The organism is Sinorhizobium sp. BG8 (assembly GCF_016864555.1).
Taxonomy (GTDB): Bacteria; Pseudomonadota; Alphaproteobacteria; order Rhizobiales; family Rhizobiaceae; genus BG8.
Map to the genome: position 1 here is coordinate 3621003 of NZ_CP044011.1, position 17170 is coordinate 3638172.

16 protein-coding genes and 1 riboswitch are annotated in these 17170 nt (G+C 62.9%); of the genes, 11 read left to right on the forward strand and 5 right to left on the reverse strand.

What is annotated here, in order from left to right; all coding sequences use genetic code 11:
* Nucleotides 1–62: 62 nt before the first annotated feature.
* A riboswitch (FMN riboswitch) is annotated at nt 63–209 on the forward strand.
* A gap of 93 nt (nt 210–302) precedes the next feature.
* The gene (locus tag F3Y30_RS17005) at nt 303–776 is read left to right on the forward strand and encodes a 6,7-dimethyl-8-ribityllumazine synthase (protein ID WP_203423881.1); all 474 of its coding nucleotides are present in this window, start codon (nt 303–305) and stop codon (nt 774–776) included.
* Between the two features lie 202 nt (nt 777–978).
* On the opposite strand, the gene F3Y30_RS17010 is transcribed toward F3Y30_RS17005, so the two are convergent.
* The 4 genes from F3Y30_RS17010 to F3Y30_RS17025 all read right to left on the reverse strand — a co-directional run bounded on the left by F3Y30_RS17010 (nt 979) and on the right by F3Y30_RS17025 (nt 3970).
* Entirely contained in the window at nt 979–1419 is a 441-nt protein-coding gene (locus F3Y30_RS17010; RefSeq protein WP_203423882.1) for an RpiB/LacA/LacB family sugar-phosphate isomerase, read from the reverse strand.
* Between the two features lie 39 nt (nt 1420–1458).
* Nucleotides 1459–2226, reverse strand: coding sequence for a triose-phosphate isomerase (locus F3Y30_RS17015; protein WP_203423883.1), 768 nt, complete (start codon nt 2224–2226; stop codon nt 1459–1461).
* On the reverse strand, nt 2223–3008 hold the full coding sequence (locus F3Y30_RS17020; protein ID WP_203423884.1) for a DeoR/GlpR family DNA-binding transcription regulator: 786 nt from the start codon (nt 3006–3008) through the stop codon (nt 2223–2225). Before F3Y30_RS17020 ends, F3Y30_RS17015 begins: the two co-directional genes overlap by 4 nt.
* A 164-nt stretch (nt 3009–3172) precedes the next feature.
* Nucleotides 3173–3970: a helix-turn-helix transcriptional regulator gene (locus tag F3Y30_RS17025; RefSeq protein WP_203423885.1), complete on the reverse strand. Its 798-nt coding sequence runs from the start codon at nt 3968–3970 to the stop codon at nt 3173–3175.
* A gap of 200 nt (nt 3971–4170) precedes the next feature.
* Here F3Y30_RS17025 and F3Y30_RS17030 point away from each other — a divergent pair, with 200 nt between their 5' ends.
* From F3Y30_RS17030 to F3Y30_RS17050, 5 genes are all read left to right on the forward strand, one after another.
* On the forward strand, nt 4171–5256 hold the full coding sequence (locus F3Y30_RS17030; RefSeq protein WP_203423886.1) for an ABC transporter ATP-binding protein: 1086 nt from the start codon (nt 4171–4173) through the stop codon (nt 5254–5256).
* A gap of 41 nt (nt 5257–5297) precedes the next feature.
* Nucleotides 5298–6458, forward strand: coding sequence for a spermidine/putrescine ABC transporter substrate-binding protein (locus tag F3Y30_RS17035; protein ID WP_203423887.1), 1161 nt, complete (start codon nt 5298–5300; stop codon nt 6456–6458).
* A 212-nt stretch (nt 6459–6670) separates the two neighbouring features.
* A complete protein-coding gene (locus F3Y30_RS17040; RefSeq protein ID WP_203423888.1) occupies nt 6671–7537 on the forward strand; it encodes an ABC transporter permease in 867 nt (288 codons plus the stop codon).
* Nucleotides 7537–8361, forward strand: coding sequence for an ABC transporter permease (locus F3Y30_RS17045; protein WP_203423889.1), 825 nt, complete (start codon nt 7537–7539; stop codon nt 8359–8361). The genes F3Y30_RS17040 and F3Y30_RS17045 overlap by 1 nt, the downstream gene beginning before the upstream one ends.
* 5 nt (nt 8362–8366) lie before the next feature.
* Nucleotides 8367–9128, forward strand: coding sequence for an SDR family oxidoreductase (locus tag F3Y30_RS17050; RefSeq protein WP_203423890.1), 762 nt, complete (start codon nt 8367–8369; stop codon nt 9126–9128).
* Nucleotides 9129–9131: 3 nt separating this feature from the next.
* On the opposite strand, the gene F3Y30_RS17055 is transcribed toward F3Y30_RS17050, so the two are convergent.
* Entirely contained in the window at nt 9132–10106 is a 975-nt protein-coding gene (locus F3Y30_RS17055; RefSeq protein ID WP_246752773.1) for a GlxA family transcriptional regulator, read from the reverse strand.
* A gap of 115 nt (nt 10107–10221) precedes the next feature.
* Between F3Y30_RS17055 and F3Y30_RS17060 the strand changes: the two genes are divergently transcribed.
* The 5 genes from F3Y30_RS17060 to F3Y30_RS17080 all read left to right on the forward strand — a co-directional run bounded on the left by F3Y30_RS17060 (nt 10222) and on the right by F3Y30_RS17080 (nt 17094).
* Nucleotides 10222–11124, forward strand: a complete 903-nt coding sequence (locus F3Y30_RS17060) for a 3-keto-5-aminohexanoate cleavage protein (RefSeq protein WP_203423892.1) — start codon at nt 10222–10224, stop codon at nt 11122–11124.
* A gap of 224 nt (nt 11125–11348) precedes the next feature.
* Nucleotides 11349–12839, forward strand: a complete 1491-nt coding sequence (locus F3Y30_RS17065; protein ID WP_203423893.1) for a carnitine 3-dehydrogenase — start codon at nt 11349–11351, stop codon at nt 12837–12839.
* A 245-nt stretch (nt 12840–13084) separates the two neighbouring features.
* Nucleotides 13085–14245: an acyl-CoA dehydrogenase family protein gene (locus F3Y30_RS17070; RefSeq protein WP_203423894.1), complete on the forward strand. Its 1161-nt coding sequence runs from the start codon at nt 13085–13087 to the stop codon at nt 14243–14245.
* A 7-nt stretch (nt 14246–14252) separates the two neighbouring features.
* Nucleotides 14253–16307, forward strand: a complete 2055-nt coding sequence (locus F3Y30_RS17075; RefSeq protein ID WP_203423895.1) for an acetate--CoA ligase family protein — start codon at nt 14253–14255, stop codon at nt 16305–16307.
* A gap of 4 nt (nt 16308–16311) precedes the next feature.
* Nucleotides 16312–17094 (forward strand): carnitinyl-CoA dehydratase, encoded by a 783-nt coding sequence (locus F3Y30_RS17080; protein ID WP_203423896.1) that lies wholly within the window; start codon nt 16312–16314, stop codon nt 17092–17094.
* Nucleotides 17095–17170 lie beyond the last annotated feature (76 nt).

Consider the following 17170-nt stretch of genomic DNA (forward strand, 5'->3'; position numbering starts at 1 on the left):
GCCGATTCGACAATCTTTGGCGGCCTCCTTATTGATCGGCCGCCGGAGAATGAATAATCTCCGGTTGTTCTCAGGGCGGGGCGGAATTCCCCACCGGCGGTATCGGGAGAAATCCCGGAGCCCGCGAGCGCTTCCCCAAAAGGGAAGGTCAGCAGATCCGGTGCGATGCCGGAGCCGACGGTCAATAGTCCGGATGAAAGAGAGCAAGCAGGCGGGCATCCCGACCAAGGGAGTTCCACGTCCACCTGCGTGTTCGCCCAAGGGGATCATTGAAAAATGGCTCAACCCTTGAAAGGCCTAGCATGAATATCAATGCCACTCCCTCCACCCGCATCGCCATCATTCGTGCGCGCTGGCACGCCGAGATCGTCGATCGCTGTGTCGACTCCTTCCGCGCCGAATGGGTCCGCCTCGGTGGGCTCGAGAGCGAAGTCGAGATCTTCGACGTCCCTGGCGCACTGGAAATTCCGCTGCACGCGCAGACGCTTGCGAAAACCGACCGCTTCAGTGCGATCCTTGGCACGGCCTTCGTGGTGGACGGCGGGATCTATCGTCACGACTTCGTCGCCGGCACCGTGCTCGACGCGATGATGCGCGTCCAGCTCGACATCGGTGTTCCCGTGCTTTCGGCCGTTCTCACCCCGCACCACTTCCAGGAGTCCGAGGCCCACATCGCATTCTTCCGCGATCACTTCGTTATCAAGGGCAAGGAAGCCGCCAATGCATGTCGGCAGATCCTCGATGCCCGCGCGCGCATCGCTCTGGTCAACGCCTGAGCCGCTTCCAGCGGGCCGCGTCTTTCCGCGACCCGCAACTTCTCCTTGTATCACCGCACGAAGAACCGGAATCCGTTTACCAACAATCGGGCGCAAGCCGCTGATCGGATTCAAAAAACCGAAGCGACAGCCCATCGACGCAAAACGCCCGGTGTTTCCACCGGGCGTTATCTTTACCTTCAGATCGAGGTTGGGCCCTGGATCAGGCCTTGCCCGCATCCAGCCGGTCGATTGCCTGGACGTTGCCGGCAGACGCGCCGTTGGGATCGAATTCCGACTCCAGCCACTTGTCGACGATGGCCTTGGCAAGCTCCGGGCCGATGACCCGCGCGCCCATGGTGATGATCTGCGCATTGTTGGACTTGGCAGCGCGCTCGGCGGAATAGGTATCGTGCGTCAGCGCCGCACGGATGCCCGGCACCTTGTTGGCCGAGATGCTGACGCCGATGCCGGTGCCGCAGATGAGAATGCCGCGCTCGTATTCGCCCTCGACGATCTTCTCAGCGAGGTTCTTCGACAGGTCCGCGTAGAAACCCGACTGGCTCAGGTTGCCGACGGTCACGTCGCTCTTGCCGGCAAGATGGGCTTCGATGATGTCGAGAAGCGGCTTGCCTGCGCTGTCTGCTCCGATTGCGATTTTCATGGGTCTTTCCTTTCTGGTCGATGGGTTCGTGGGCAGCGGTTAGATTGCCGCGGCAACTCGTTTGAGGATGTCGATATAGCCCGCCGGTTCCCAGGCGGAGCGTCCGATGAACAATCCGTCGATCGACGGCATGTTGATGAGTTCGGCGCAGTTGCCGGGGTTGACGCTGCCGCCGTAGAGAACGGGCACGCGCCGTCCGAGCACGCGCTCGGCAACTGATGCGATCTTGGCCTGCCGTGCATCCGCATAATCGGCCGTCGCGGGAATGCCGTTCACGCCGATCGCCCATACCGGTTCGTAGGCGAGCAGGATCTCGCTGTTTTTCTGGTCACCCTCGAGAAGCGAAAGCGCGCCTGTGACCTGCCGCTCGAGCACCGCATCCGCCTCGCCTGCCTCGCGTTCGGACAGCGTCTCGCCGATGCAGATCAGCGGGATCAGGCCGTGGCGCACGGCGGCGGCCGTCTTGAGGCCAACGGTCCGGTCCGTCTCGCCGAAATGCTCACGGCGCTCGCTATGGCCGAGTTCGACGATGTCGAGATTGCAGTCCTTGAGCATGAGCGGCGAGATTTCTCCCGTCCAGGCCCCGGCGTCGTCCCAGTGCATGTTCTGCGCGCCGACCTTCACGCTGGACTGGGCCAGCGTTTTCTTGACTTCCCTGACGGCGGTGAAAGGTGGAATGACGAAACGCTGGATCCGCGCATCCCGGTCGCCATCGGCGGCCGCGAGCGCCTCGGCAAAGGCCATCGCTTCGCCGAGCGTCTTGTTCATCTTCCAGCTCGTACCTACCCATAGGCCGGTCTTGCTCATGCTGAATTCTCCGATTCTTCACTGTGTGTCGAAATGAGTTTCACGTCGCCGTCGGCAAGTGCCGCCGAAGCCTCCGGCGTAATCTTGCCGCCGGTCAGGACCGCCTCGAAGAGGTCGAGGTCGGCAAGGAAATGCAGCGCCTGGCGGGAAAACTTGTCGTGATCGGCAAGCAGGTAGCTGCGCCGTGCCGAGCGGATCATCTGCCGCTTGATCTGGATGACTTCCTGGTCCTGGTGGAAGGCCTGCGTTCCCTCGATGGCGGAAGAGGACAGGAAGGCGATGTCGGCGCGCAGCGACTTCAACGCCTCGTCCGTCACGATCCCGAAGAAACCGTTGAATTTCTTGCTGTATGCGCCTCCGAGCGCGATCAGCTGGATGCCCGCGACACCCGACAGTGCGGTGATGGCCGAGAGATTGTTGGTAATGACGGTGAGAGGCCTCACCTCGGTCAGCAGCGACGCCATCGCGCCCGCGGTGGAGCTGTCGTCAAGAATGATGATCTGGCCGGGTTCGATGAGCGAGACTGCATGGCGGGCAATCGCACGCTTCTCGGCCGCTGCCATGCGCTCGCGATAACGGAAATCGCTTTCGAACTGGGGGCTCGACTCGATGGAGGCGCCACCGTGAACCTTGCGGAGCAACCCCGCCTGCTCGAGATCGTCGAGATCGCGATGCACCGTCATTTTGGAAACGGCGAAACTGTTGGCGAGGTCCTCGATCGAAGCACTGCCGGCCTCGAGCAGGATGTCCATGATTTTCTGACGTCTGTCCTCGGGTCTCATGTCGCTCGCGGCGTTCCGGCATCATGCCATCGCCGCTCTCCTCGCATTGCGGGTTCAGTTTCACCGCACGAGGAGAATGTAACATCAATTTGTGATATTTCAATGTTACATTTGCACAGGATGTGACATTCTCATGTGACACTTCCAGCGTGCACCCTGCCCGCTCACCGCTCCAGATTCTGCAGGTAAATGGAAAGGAGCTGGATCTGTGAAGAGATCCCGAGCTTGCGATAGACGTTGCGGCGATGGACCTTGACCGTGCCGGTGGATATCCCGAGCCTCAGCCCGATCGACTCCGAGGAATGTCCCTGGAGGACCAGTTCGATGATACCCGCCTCGCGTTCCGTCAGGTTGAGCTTGCGCCAGACCCTGTCGGCGGCGCTTGCCGGTTCGGCACGCCGCCCCCTGGCGCCTCCCCCCAGTGTTCCATCGAACTGGGCCCCGAGATTCGGCCAGGCACGCCGTGCGAACGCCGAGACGAGAGGCTGCGCGTAGCCGAGCATCGCGAATTCCCCTGCCGGGAACACTCCCGTGCCCTCTCTACGCATCAGCGAGAGAACGACGGTTATCCCGCCATCGAGCGGCACGAAGAAGCCGACCTCCTCGGAAAGCCGGGTCTGTGAATAGTAGCTGCGGAAATACTCGCTGGAAAAGAAGCGGTCCGGCGCGAGCTCGCGCATCCGGAACAGTCCCTCCCGGCCCTGCCGCGCCGTATGATAGAAAGGATCGAGAAGATAGGGGCCGGCCTGGTAGAGGCTGACGAAAACCTCGTGATCGCCGGCATCGAAGGTGCTGAAGAGGTCGAGCGGCCGTTCCTTGTCGCGATAGGCAAAGACGACCACATCGTCGAAGCGAACGACGGATTGCATCATCCGCAGGAAAACGCCGCCGGCGTCGGTTGCCGCCTGGAGATCGACCATTTCCGTGATGGCCGAAAACAATGGTGCAAAATCAACCCGCATGTCCCCTCCAGACCCCGTCTGCCATGCATTGGGCGGGTCCCCTACCTCTTGAGAGGCATACTCCTTCCACGCGCCATTCTCCGCAACTATACCACTCCCGGGGTATATACCACGAAGCACTTTCGCAACTAGCATCTCTGGCATACGGTGGCGGAGCGGCCGAGATCGCTCAAAGACCAGAAAAACCGTGGGGAACTGACGTGATTTCCGCTTCAACGAACGACATCGAGTTCCGTTCGGTGACCAAGCGCTATGGCGCCGTGACCGCCGTGTCGGACATCAATTTTGCCGTACCGAAGGGTGCATTCGTCGCCCTGCTCGGCCCGTCGGGATGCGGTAAGACCACGTGCCTCAGGATGATCGGCGGCTTCGAGCAGCCCACGGAAGGCGAAGTGCTGATCGGCGGCTCAGTGGCGAACGGCGTCCCGCCCTACCGGCGCCCCGTCAACATGGTCTTCCAGCAATATGCGCTCTTCCCCCATTTCGACGTCGAGGCGAACGTTGCCTACGGCCTGAAGCAGCTTCGACCGCGACTTGCCGCTGCAGAAATCTCGAAGCGCGTCGGTGAGGCATTGGAGATGGTCAGGCTCGGCGGATTTGCCAAGCGCCGCATACACGAAATGTCCGGCGGCCAGCAGCAACGGGTGGCCTTGGCACGCGCGCTGGTCAACAAGCCCTCGGTGCTTCTTCTCGATGAGCCGCTTGCCGCGCTGGACAAGAAGCTGCGCACTGCCATGCAGATCGAGCTCCAGACGCTTCAACGTGAACTCGGCATCACCTTCGTGCTCGTCACGCACGACCAGGAAGAAGCGCTGTCGATGAGCGATGTCGTCTGCGTCATGAACGCGGGCCGCATCATGCAGTTTGCGACCCCGCAGCAGGTCTACGACAACCCGGCAGATCTTTTCGTCGCCGATTTCGTTGGCAAGACCAATCGCGTTGCCGCGACCCTCGAACCGGGCTCCGTGGTGAGGCTTGCGAACGGCGCCGCACTTGCGGGCGCGCGGGCGGTCGAGCAAGCAGCCGGCGCGGTGACGGTTGCCCTCAGGCCAGAGGCTATTCGCCTGTCGCGAGCCGCTTCGGGCAAGACGTCCATACTTGAAGGCACCGTGACGCACCGCATCTTCCTCGGCTCATCGGCCGAGTATTCCGTCTCGGTCGCAGGACTTGGCGACATGCTCGTCACGGCCGAGCGCCACGGCCTTTCCGACAGAGACCTCGTCGAACCGGGCGAAAAGGTCATCCTGGAGTTTGATCCCGGCGCAGCGCACATCTTTCCCGCCTGAGGGAACAGGCACGACACAACCAAAAACAAGGGAACAGCGTTATGTCGAAATGGTACAGAGAGAATGCCCCGATCAGCGCCTCCGGCCTGATGGACGAACTGATGCGGCTGAAACGCGGCTCGGTTACGCGGCGCCACTTCCTCGGCGTCACCGGACTTGGTCTCGCAGCAGCGGTCCTCGCCCGCCAGCCGGGCCTCTTCAACTCCACCGCATATGCGGCGGATCTCGGCTCGACCATGTCTCTGGCCACGTGGCCCAACTACCACGATCCGGCAACCTTCGAGAACTTCACCGCAGCGACCGGCGTCGCCGTCGAGGTCAACGTCTTCGGTTCGAACGAGGAAATGCTGGCGAAGCTCCAGGCGGGCGGCACCGGATGGGACCTCTTCGTGCCCACCAACTACACGATCTCGACCTATGCCAAGCTCGGCCTGATCGACCCGATCGATCTCGCCCAGGTCCCGAACTTCGACCCGAAGTCTCAGAACATCCGTTTCACAGCGGAAGGCACTGTCGACGGCACCGTCTACGCCCTCCCGAAGAACTGGGGAACGACGGGCATCGCCTTCAACTCCGACAAGATCAAAGCGCCGGTCACCAGCTGGAAGGACTTCTTCGACGTCGCGATGGGCGAAGCCGATGGCCGTGCCATGGTGCACGACTACCAGCTGACCACCATTGGAAACGCCCTCGTTTCGCTCGGCTATTCCTTCAACTCGGTGCAGCCCGAAGAATTGGCCAAGGCCGAAGAGCTGCTGATCAAGGTCAAGCCGCACCTCTACGCCATCAACAGCGACTACCAGCCTTCCATGCGCGCGACCGACGCCTGGCTCACGATGTGCTGGACCAATGACGGCGCACAGCTCAACCGCGACATGCCGGAGATCAAGTTCGTGCTCGGCAAGGACGGCGGCGAGATCTGGTCCGACTTCTACGCCATACCGAAGAGCGCCGCCAACAAGCCGGCGGGCTATGCTCTGCTGAACTTCCTCATGGATCCGGCCAACGCGGTGAAGGAACACATCGCCAACGGGGCTCCGACCACTGACAGCCGCGTGCTGGCGCTGCTGCCGGCCGAGGTCACGAGCAACAAGATCGTCTATCCGGACGAGGCATCCCTCACGCCGCTCGAATTCGGCGCGGCGGTCACGCTGACCGATCCTGCCCGCGCCGAACTGATGGCACGCTTCAAGGCCGCCTGACGGCTGGCCAGTTCTCCCCTTGGGGGAGGAGCGGCCCGCAAGGGCCCGGTGAGGGGAATCGTCACGAGGAGATTCCCCTCATTGCCTCGCAGGCATCGGATGTTCGGCCTCCCAGCGGAAGACCTGATGACCGACTGGTACAACATTGAAAAGACGGGTTCCCTCCAGGGCACCGGAAACAGAAGCCTCAAGACAGCAGAAGACCTGTGCTTATGCCCCTGACGATGACCGCGAAGAGAAATCTCGTCACGACGTCGCTGCTTGCGCCGGCTGTACTGTGGCTGTTCATATTCCTGGTGCTGCCCTTCATCGCAATGCTGGTGTTTTCCTTCGGAGAGCGTGCGCCGGCAGGCGGATACCAGCCTGCCCTGACGCTTGCACAATACGCGAACCTCCCGGCCCGCGCCGCCGCCTTCTGGAACACGCTGTTGCTTGCCCCGGCAGGCGCCCTCCTTTGCCTGCTCGTCGCCTACCCCGCCGCCTACTACCTCGCGGTCAAGGCCAATCCGCGCTATCGGCTCCTGCTCGTCTCTCTCATCGTCGTGCCCTTCTGGACGAGCCTGCTGGTGCGCACCTATGCCTGGATGTACATCCTCGGCTCCCGCGGGTTGCCGCACCTTCTCGACCTGATCGGCATATCCGACGTGCGCCTGCTGAACACGCCTGGCGCCGTGCTGCTCGGCATCGTCTACGGCTACCTGCCGCTGATGATCATGCCGATCTATGTCAGCCTCGAGAAGCTCGACCGGCGCCTTCTCGAAGCCTCCGCCGATCTCGGCGCAAAACCCGTCTCGACCTTCCTCGGCGTGACACTGCCTCTCTCCCTTCCCGGCGTCATGACCGGTGTCGCACTCGTCACGATCCTGCTTCTCGGAGAATATCTGATCCCGCAGCTGCTCGGCGGCGGCAAGGTGTTCTTCATCGGCAATGCGCTCGTCGACCTCTTCCTCCAATCGCGCAACTGGCCCTTCGGCTCGGCGATCGCCGTCACCCTCGTCGTCATCGTTGTCATCGTGCTGACGATCGCGATGCGGATCGCCTGGAAGGTTTCCGGCAGCAGACAGGTGGATCTCGTCTGATGCGCGCCCTGATTTCCGCAGTCTATCTGTTCCTGTACGCTCCGATCGCGCTCGTGGTGCTGTTCTCGTTCAATGCCGGGCGCAACGCCAGCGAGTTCACGGCATTCTCGACCGTCTGGTATGCCAAGGCGCTGGGCAACACGTTCCTGACGACCGCCCTTGCCAACAGCCTGATCGTGGCCTTTTCCAGCGCCACCCTAGCCGCGATCTTCGGCACCATGGCGGCGCTCGGCATGCAGCGGTTGGGCGGCCGCATGCGCACGGCGCTGGACGGTCTCATGGCGGCCGCCATCGTCGTGCCGGGCGTGGTCATCGGCATTGCAACGCTGGTTGCGCTCGTGGAGGTCTTTGCCTTCGTCAATCCTGTCATCGCCGGGATCTGGCCGGGAGACAAACCACCGCAGCTCGGTCTCGGGTATGGTTCGATCATCGCCGCCCACGGGCTCTTCTCGATGGCGCTCGTCGCCATGATTGTGAAGGCGCGGATCGCCGGTCTCGGCCGGGACATCGTGGAAGCTTCGGCCGATCTCTATGCAACGCCCTGGACAACGTTCCACCAGATCGTGCTGCCGCAGATCCTTCCCTCGGTACTTGCGGGCTTCCTGCTCGCCTTCACCTTTTCATTCGACGATTTCATCGTCGCCTTCTTCGTGGCCGGCTCGAATACGACGCTGCCGATCTATGTCTTCGCCTCAATCCGACGCGGCGTAACGCCGGAAATCAATGCGATTGCCACGATGGTGCTGGTCGCCTCCTTGATCCTGATCCTCATCGCCCGCTTTCTCATGCGGGAGAAGAAACAGAAATCGCCTGCCGTGGAGTAAAGCCGATGATCCTGAAGGACCGTGTTGCCATCGTCACCGGAGCGGGCTCCGGTATCGGCCGGGCTGGAGCCGAAATCATGGCGCGCGAGGGAGCCCTCGTCTGCGTTCTCGACCGCGATTCCGCCGCGGCCACACAGACCGTGCATCTGATTGCGGATGCTGGCGGAGAAGCCGAGGCGCTCGTGCTCGACGTTACCGACGATGCGGCACTGGAAGCGGGAATAGGCTCCATCCTCTCCCGGCACGGCCGTATCGACATTCTGCACAATCACGCCGGCGCCCAGGTTTCCGGCGATCTCGAACACGTCGAGGTCGCAGGCTTCGACCGCTCGTGGGAACTGAACGTGCGCGCCCATTTTCTTGCCTCGCGGCTCGTCGTGCCCGCAATGAGGGCGCAGGGCTCCGGCGTCATTCTCAATACATCCTCCTCGTCAGGCGTCATCTACGACCGCGAGATGATTGCCTATACCACCACGAAACACGCCGTGATCGCGATGACACGGCAGATGGCCGGCGACTACGCCAGGTACGGGATTCGCGTGAACGCGCTTTGTCCGGGCTGGGTGGATACACCCTTCAATGCGCCCTTCATCGCCCAGATGGGAGGACGCAGCGAGATCGAAACCTATATTCGCAACAAGGTGCCCATGGGGCGATGGGCCGATGTCTGCGAAATCGCGGAACCGATCCTCTTCCTCGTCTCCGACCGCTCCTCCTACATGACCGGTCAGATCCTGGTCGTGGACGGCGGCGAATCGATCGTGTGAAGCTCACCCCTTCCCCGGCGTCTTCAGCCTTCGCCGTGTCTCGGTCGGGCTCTCGTGATAGTGCGCGCGATAGCTCCGGGAGAAGGCCGACGACGAATTGAAGCCGGTCATTGCGGCGATGTCGGCGAATTCGATCTTGGTCTCGATCACCTTCCGGCGCGCCGCGTTCAGCCTGAGTGCGAGGTAATGCTGGTGCGGAGCAACGCCCATCGTCTCATGGAACAGATCCTGGAGGTGGCGGGCGCTGATGCCGACGCGGCGTGCGAGGCGCGCAAGCGTTACCGGTGCCTCCACGGTCTCCTCCATAAGTCGCACCGCCTGGCTGACGCGCTGGTCGGCGACGCGCATGTTGCCGAGTGCCGGCACCTGCAGGAGACCGCCGGTGCGTTCGTGTTCGTAGATGAACAGGCGCGAGACCTCGAGTGCCAGTGAATAGCCCTGCCGGCGGCGGATGATCTCCAGCATCAGATCCAAGGTCGGCAGTGAACCTCCCGTGGTGATACGTTTGCCGTCGATGACGTAGCGCTCCCTCAACACGGAAATCTGCGGATAGGCAGCCGCGAAATCCTCCATGTCCTCCCAGTGGATCGTCACCGAGGAACCGTCGAGTAGGCTCGCTTCCGCCAGCAGCCAGCTCCCTGATTCGATCCCGGCCATCATCGTGCGGTAGCGAGCCGTGCGGGACAACTGCATCCGGAGTGCCGGCGTGGCGCTCAGCTTCCATTGGTAGCTCGACAGGATGAACAGTGGAAAGGTTTCCTTCTCCGGTCGAAAGGGACCGTCGACCGGCACCGGAATGCGGCTGCGGGTCTCGATCGGCGCCCCGTCCGGCGAGAAGATCTTCCAGCTGTAGAGATCCTGCCCGGAGATGCGATTGGCCGCGCGCAGCGGCTCGATGACCGATGCGACGAGGATCAGGTTGGTCTCCGGCAGCACCAGGATATCGAGATCGAGCGTCTCGGATGACGGATCAAGCACGACCGAAACTCCTCCAGCGATTTCCATCCTTGTAAAGAATGATGCCGATTTTGCAAAGCACGCGTGGCGTTATTGGCTCGTAATGGCTCCAGAAGAAAAATTCGGGAGAGACAGCATGCCCCTAGCCATGAACCGCGATGTCTTCATCACCTGCGCCGTTACCGGTTCGGGCGACACGGTGGCGAAATCCAAGCACGTGCCGATCACGCCGAAGCAGATCGCCGAATCCGCGATCGAGGCGGCAAAGGCTGGCGCAGCAATCGTTCACTGCCATGTGCGCGATCCGGAAACCGGTGCGCCGAGCCGCCGCAACGACCTCTACAAGGAGGTTACCGACCGCATCCGCCAGGCGGAAGTCGACGTGGTGCTGAACCTGACGGCCGGCATGGGCGGCGACATGATTTTCGGCAATGTCGAAAAGCCGCTTCCATTGAAGGAACAGGGCACCGACATGGCGGGCGCCACGGAGCGCGTGAGCCACGTTGCCGAATGTCTGCCGGAAATCTGCACGCTCGATTGCGGCACGATGAATTTTTCGCTCGGCGACTATGTGATGACGAACACGCCCTCCATGCTGCGTGCCATGGCGAAGCAGATGACCGATCTCGGCGTGCGCCCGGAAATCGAAGCCTTTGATACCGGTCATCTCTGGTTCGCCAAGCAGCTCGTCGAGGAAGGCCTGATCGAGGATCCGGTGCTGATCCAGCTCTGCATGGGAATTCCGTGGGGCGCTCCCGACGACCTCAACACCTACATGGCGATGGTCAACAACGTGCCGTCCAACTGGACCTTCTCGGCTTTCTCGATCGGCCGCAACGCCATGGCCTACCCGGCAGCGGCGGTCCTGGCCGGCGGCAACGTTCGCGTCGGCCTCGAAGACAACCTCTATATCGGCAAGGGTCAGCTCGCTACCAACGCGCAGCTCGTCGAGAAGGCAGTTTCCGTCATCGAGAACATGGGCGCCCGCGTCATCGGACCGGCAGAGGTACGCGAGAAGCTCAAGCTCAGGAAGCGTTGAGGACACGGATTGCGGATGGCGCGGCGAACGGCCATCCGGGCGAACTTCCCCCCAATTGAGGGAGAGGAAGGCAACCGGAGGGACCGCCTCGCCATCCAGGCAAGCAGGCATTCGGAACAAGAGCCGTAGCGGCAACCTCCTGCCTCTCTCCGTTGGGGAGACGGTGGCCCGAAGGGTCGGATGAGGGGCTACGGCACACCAACAAAGACGATGGGAACGACCATATGAACAAGATCAACAAGGCAGCCTGCATCGGCGGCGGCGTCATCGGCGGGGCCTGGGCCGCCCGTTTCGTGCTTGCCGGCATCGACGTCAAGATTTTCGATCCTCATCCGGAAGCAGAGCGCATCATCGGCGAGGTCATGGCGAACGCCGAGCGCGCCTATGGCATGCTGACCATGGCCCCGTTGCCGCCGAAGGGCAGGCTCACCTTCGCAAAGAGCATTGAAGAAGCGGTTCAAGACGCTGACTGGATTCAGGAAAGCGTGCCCGAGCGGCTGGAACTGAAGCGCGGCGTTCTCACCCAGATTGACGCCGCAGCACGTCCCGACGCACTGATCGGCTCCTCCACCTCGGGCCTGATGCCGACCGATCTGCAGCGCGACATGAAGCATCCCGAACGCATGTTCGTGGCGCACCCCTACAATCCGGTCTACCTGCTGCCGCTTGCCGAGCTCGTCGGCGGTGAGAAGACTGCCAGGTCGACCCTGGAAGAAGCCAAGGCCAAGCTGGCGCCGATCGGCATGAAGGGCGTGATTATCCAGAAGGAGATCGAAGCCTTCGTCGGCGATCGCCTGCTGGAGGCCGTCTGGCGCGAAGGCCTGTGGCTTATCAAGGACGACATCTGCGACACCGAAACGCTCGATGACGTGATCCGCTATTCGTTCGGCATCCGCTGGGCGCAGATGGGAATGTTCGAGACCTATCGCATCGCCGGCGGCGAGGCGGGCATGCGCCACTTCATCGCCCAGTTCGGTCCCTGCCTCTCCTGGCCGTGGACAAAGCTGACGGATGTGGTCGACCTGACCGACGAACTCGTCGACAAGATCGCCAACCAGTCGGATGCACAGTCCGGCGCGCGCGGCATCCGCGAACTCGAACGCATCCGCGACCAGAACCTCGTCGGCATCATGCAGGCGCTCAAGGCCGGCGACGACGGTCGTGGCTGGGGTGCAGGCAAGCTCCTGACAGAGTTCGAGGACCACCTCTGGGCAAACGCGAAGAAGCCGGAGGTGGACCTTGGCGACGCCAAGGCGCTGCACCTGGTGGACACCAAGGTCAGCGCCGCCTGGGTCGACTACAACGGACACATGACGGAGCACCGGTACCTGCAGGTGTTCGGCGACACCTCCGACGCCTTGCTGCGCCTGATCGGCGTCGATCTCGAATATGTCCGGGACGGCCACAGCTACTACACGGTAGAGACGCACATCCGAAACCTCGGAGAGGCCAAACTCGGCGATGCGCTCTACGCCACATGCCAGATCCTTTCATCGGATGAAAAGCGCCTGCACATCTTCAGCACGATCTACAATGCCGCGACGAAAGAGGCCCTCGCGACAGCCGAGCAGATGATGCTGCACGTCGACAGCAAGGCCGGCAAGGCAGTGACCGCACCGGAAAAGGTGCTGGCGAAACTACAGGCGATCACGGAGGCCCATGCGGCGCTGCCGAAGCCGGAGGGCGTTGGCCGCGCGGTCGGACAGAAGCGATAACCGAGTAACCGGGACCCAGTGTCCAGCCCCTGCCCGCCGTGTCGCTTCATTGCCCGACAAGGAGAGAGACCCGGAGCTGGACATGCCGGGTCCCGAAAAAGAGCGACGGCAGCGCTCTCGCGCGCTGGATGGCTGGAAGAGATATAGCGAGCAGGCGTTTGCTCGTTGCGGGGGAGATGCCGCGAGACGACGATGATGAAGCCCGCAGGACGGGCTTCTCTTGAAGAAATACGAGGGAGAACAACATGAATTTCGCACTCACAGACGAGCAGCAGATGATCGTCGACACGGTCCGCAGCTTCGTGGAGACCGAGATCTACCCGCACGAAAACGAGGTCGAGCGCACCGGCTTCGTGCCGCCGGAACTGGGCCAGGAAATTGCGCGCAAATGCAAGGAGATCGGCTTCTTCGGCTGCAACTTCCCGGAGGAAGTGGGCGGCGCAGGGCTCGACCACACGTCGTTCACTCTGGTGGAACGCGAACTCGGACGCGGCTCGATGGGCCTCACCGTCTTCTTCGGACGCCCTTCCGGCATCCTGATGGCCTGCAATGAGGAGCAGCGCGAGAAGTATCTCCTGCCGGCCGTGCGCGGCGACAAGTTCGATGCGCTGGCCATGACCGAGCCGGATGCGGGCTCGGATGTGCGCGGCATGAAGTGCTTTGCCCGGCCCGATGGCGACGACTGGATTGTCAACGGCACCAAGCACTTCATTTCCCACGCCAATATCGCCGACTTCGTCATCGTCTTCATCGCGACCGGCGAGGAGCAGACACCCCGCGGCCCGAAGAAGAAGATCACCTGCTTCCTCGTCGACCGCGGAACGCCCGGTTTCGAGATCCGTGAAGGCTACAACTCGGTCTCGCACCGCGGTTACAAGAACTGCATCCTGACGTTTGACGATTGCCGCCTCCCCTCCTCGCAGATCCTCGGCGAAGTACACAAAGGCTTCGACATCGCCAATGACTGGCTCTATGCGACGCGCCTGACTGTCGCCGCAACCTCCGTCGGCAGGGCGCGGCGCGCGTTCGACTATGCGCTTAGCTACGCTGCCGAGCGCAAGCAGTTCGGCAAGCCGATCGGCGCCAACCAGGGCGTTTCCTTCAAGCTCGCCGACATGATCACCGAGATCGACGCCGCCGACCTTCTGACGCTCTCGGCCGCATGGCGCCTCGATCAGGGCCTCCCGTCGAACCGCGAGATCGCCTCTGCGAAAGTCTTCGCCACCGAGATGCTCGCCCGCGTCACCGACGAGGCGATCCAGATCTACGGCGGCATGGGCCTGATGGACGACCTGCCGCTCGCGCGCTTCTGGCGCGACGCCCGCGTCGAGCGAATCTGGGACGGCACCTCCGAAATCCAGCGCCACATCATCAGCCGCGACCTGCTGCGGCCCCTTGGAGCGTGAACCTGACATGACACGTTCCCTCGACCGCCTGATCCGGCCCAGCTCCATCGCCGTCTTCGGCGGCAAGGAGGCGCGCCGGGTCATCGAGCAATGCGACAAGATGGGCTTTGCCGGAGAGATCTGGCCGGTCCACCCGAGAGAGGACGAGATCCTCGGCCGCAAGTGCTACCGCTCCGTCGCCGAACTGCCCGGTGCGCCGGATGCCTCCTTCGTTGGCGTCAACCGCCAGCTCACCATCGAGATCATCCGCGAACTCGCAGCCCGCGGTTCCGGCGGCGCAGTCTGCTATGCATCCGGCTTCCGCGAGGCCGTAACCGAACTCGCCGATGGTGACGACCTGCAGAAAGCGCTCGTCGAAGCGGCCGGGGACATGCCGATCCTGGGCCCCAACTGCTACGGCTTCATCAATATGCTGGACGGCGCGCTGCTGTGGCCCGACCAGCACGGCATGGTGCGTGTCGACCGCGGCGTCGCGATCCTCACCCAATCTTCGAACATCGCCTGCAACATATCGATGCAGATGCGCGGATTGCCGCTCGCCTACATCCTGACGGCCGGCAACCAGGCCCAGACGGGGCTCTCGGACCTCGCCTGCGCCGTGCTCCAGGATCCGCGCGTGACGAGCGTCGGCCTGCACATCGAGGGCTTCGACAATGTCGAAGCGCTTCAGAGACTGGCGCGCCTCGCCCGTGAACTGAAGAAGCCCGTCGTCACTCTCAAGGTTGGAAAGTCCGAACAGGCCCAGCTTGCCACCGTCTCGCACACCGCGTCGCTCGCCGGCAATGACGCCGTTTCCTCCGCGCTGCTGTCGCGCCTCGGCATCGGCCGGGTCGAGACGCTGCCTGAGCTGCTCGAAACGCTGAAGCTGCTGCACCTGAGCGGCCCGCTTGAAAGTTTCGACATATCCTCGATGAGCTGCTCGGGCGGCGAGGCCTCGCTGATGGCGGATGCCGGCGTCAAGCGCAAGATCGTCTATCGGGCACTTCGGGAAGAACAGCGCCAGCCCCTGCGCGAAAGTCTCGGACAGATGGTCACCATCTCCAATCCGCTCGACTACCACACCTTCGTCTGGGGCAATCGGGAAAAGCAGACCGCCGCGTTTACCGCCATGATGCGGGGCGACTATGCGCTGAACCTGGTCGTCCTCGACTTCCCGCGACAGGACCGCTGCGACGCCGCCGACTGGGTCACCACCTGCGATGCCGTTATCGACGCCTCGAAGGCGACCGGCGCCGTCGCCGGGATCGTCGCGAGCATGGGTGAGAACATGCCGGAGGAAACCGCGCTGTCGCTCATGGCCGCCGGGGTCGTGCCGTTCTCCGGGATCGAGGAAGCGCTCGCTGCCGCGGAGACGGCCGCCACGATCGGCGCGGCCTGGGCGAGGCCGATGGCTCAGCCGCTCGTGGCAGCCCCGGCAAACGGCGGCGAAACCGTGACGCTGACGGAACACGAAGCGAAGCTTGCCCTTGCTGCCTACGGTCTTTCCATCCCGGAGGGTCGGGTCGCCGAGACTGCCGAGGATGCCGCCAGGCAAGCCGAAAGGCTCGGGTTCCCGGTCGTGCTGAAGGGGCTGGGTGTCGCCCACAAGACGGAGGCAGGCGCGGTTAGGCTCAACCTCGCGGATGTGCCGGCCGTTCTCGAGGCCGCGAAGGCCATGGCCGGCGTCGCTTCCGGCTATCTCGTGGAAAAAATGGTGGGCAAGCCCGTCGCCGAGCTGATTGTCGGGGCGATGCGGGATCCGGTTGCCGGCCCCGTGCTCACAATCGGTGCGGGCGGAATCCTGGTGGAATTGCTGGAGGATTCGGCAATTCTGACGCTGCCGACAGATGAAAAGGCGATCCGCGAGGCCATTTCCGGCCTCAAGATCGCAAAACTCCTCGGAGGCTATCGCGGAGCGCCCGCGGGCGACGTCGACGCGCTCGTTGCCGCCGTCGCATCAGCGGCATCGTATGTCGTTTCAAACGCTTCAATAGTCGAAGAACTCGATATCAATCCTATCATGGTGCTTCCGCAAGGTGACGGTGTCGTCGCAGCTGATGCCCTGATCCGTCTGAGAAAGTGAGCCCATGTCCGGACCGATCCTGAAACGCCGCGAAGGCGGCATACTGGAAGTTACGATCGACAGGCCGAAGGCGAACGCCATCGACCTCGTGACCAGCCGCATCTTGGGCGAGATATTCCGTGATTTCCGCGACGACGAAACTTTGCGCGTTGCCATCATCACCGGCGCCGGCGAGAAATTTTTCTGTCCCGGATGGGACCTGAAGGCAGCGGCGGCCGGCGATGCGGTTGACGGCGACTATGGCGTCGGCGGCTTCGGTGGCATGCAGGAACTGCGCGACCTAAACAAGCCGATCATTGCAGCGGTGAATGGCATCTGCTGCGGCGGCGGATTGGAGATCGCTCTCTCCACAGACATGATCCTGGCAGCCGAGCACGCTACCTTTGCCCTGCCGGAAATCCGCTCGGGCACGGTTGCGGACGCGGCCTCGATCAAGCTGCCGAAGCGCATTCCCTACCACATCGCCATGGACATGCTGTTGACGGGCCGGTGGCTGGACGCGACGGAAGCGCACCGCTGGGGCTTCGTCAACGAGATCCTGCCCGCCAACAGGCTGCTCGATCGCGCCTGGGAACTGGCAAGGCTGCTCGAGAGCGGCCCGCCGCTTGTCTATGCGGCGATCAAGGAAGTGGTTCGCGCCGCCGAGGGCGAGACGTTCCAGACCACGATGAACAAGATTACGCGCAGACAATTCAAGACCGTGGACATACTCTACTCCAGCGAGGACCAGCTCGAGGGCGCCCGCGCCTTCGCGGAGAAGCGCGATCCCGTCTGGCAAGGGCGGTAACAGAAGACACGAGGGTGGCCACCGGCTGCCCGGATTACTCGGCCGAACCGCTCCGGCGGCCGGCCATCGGATCGAG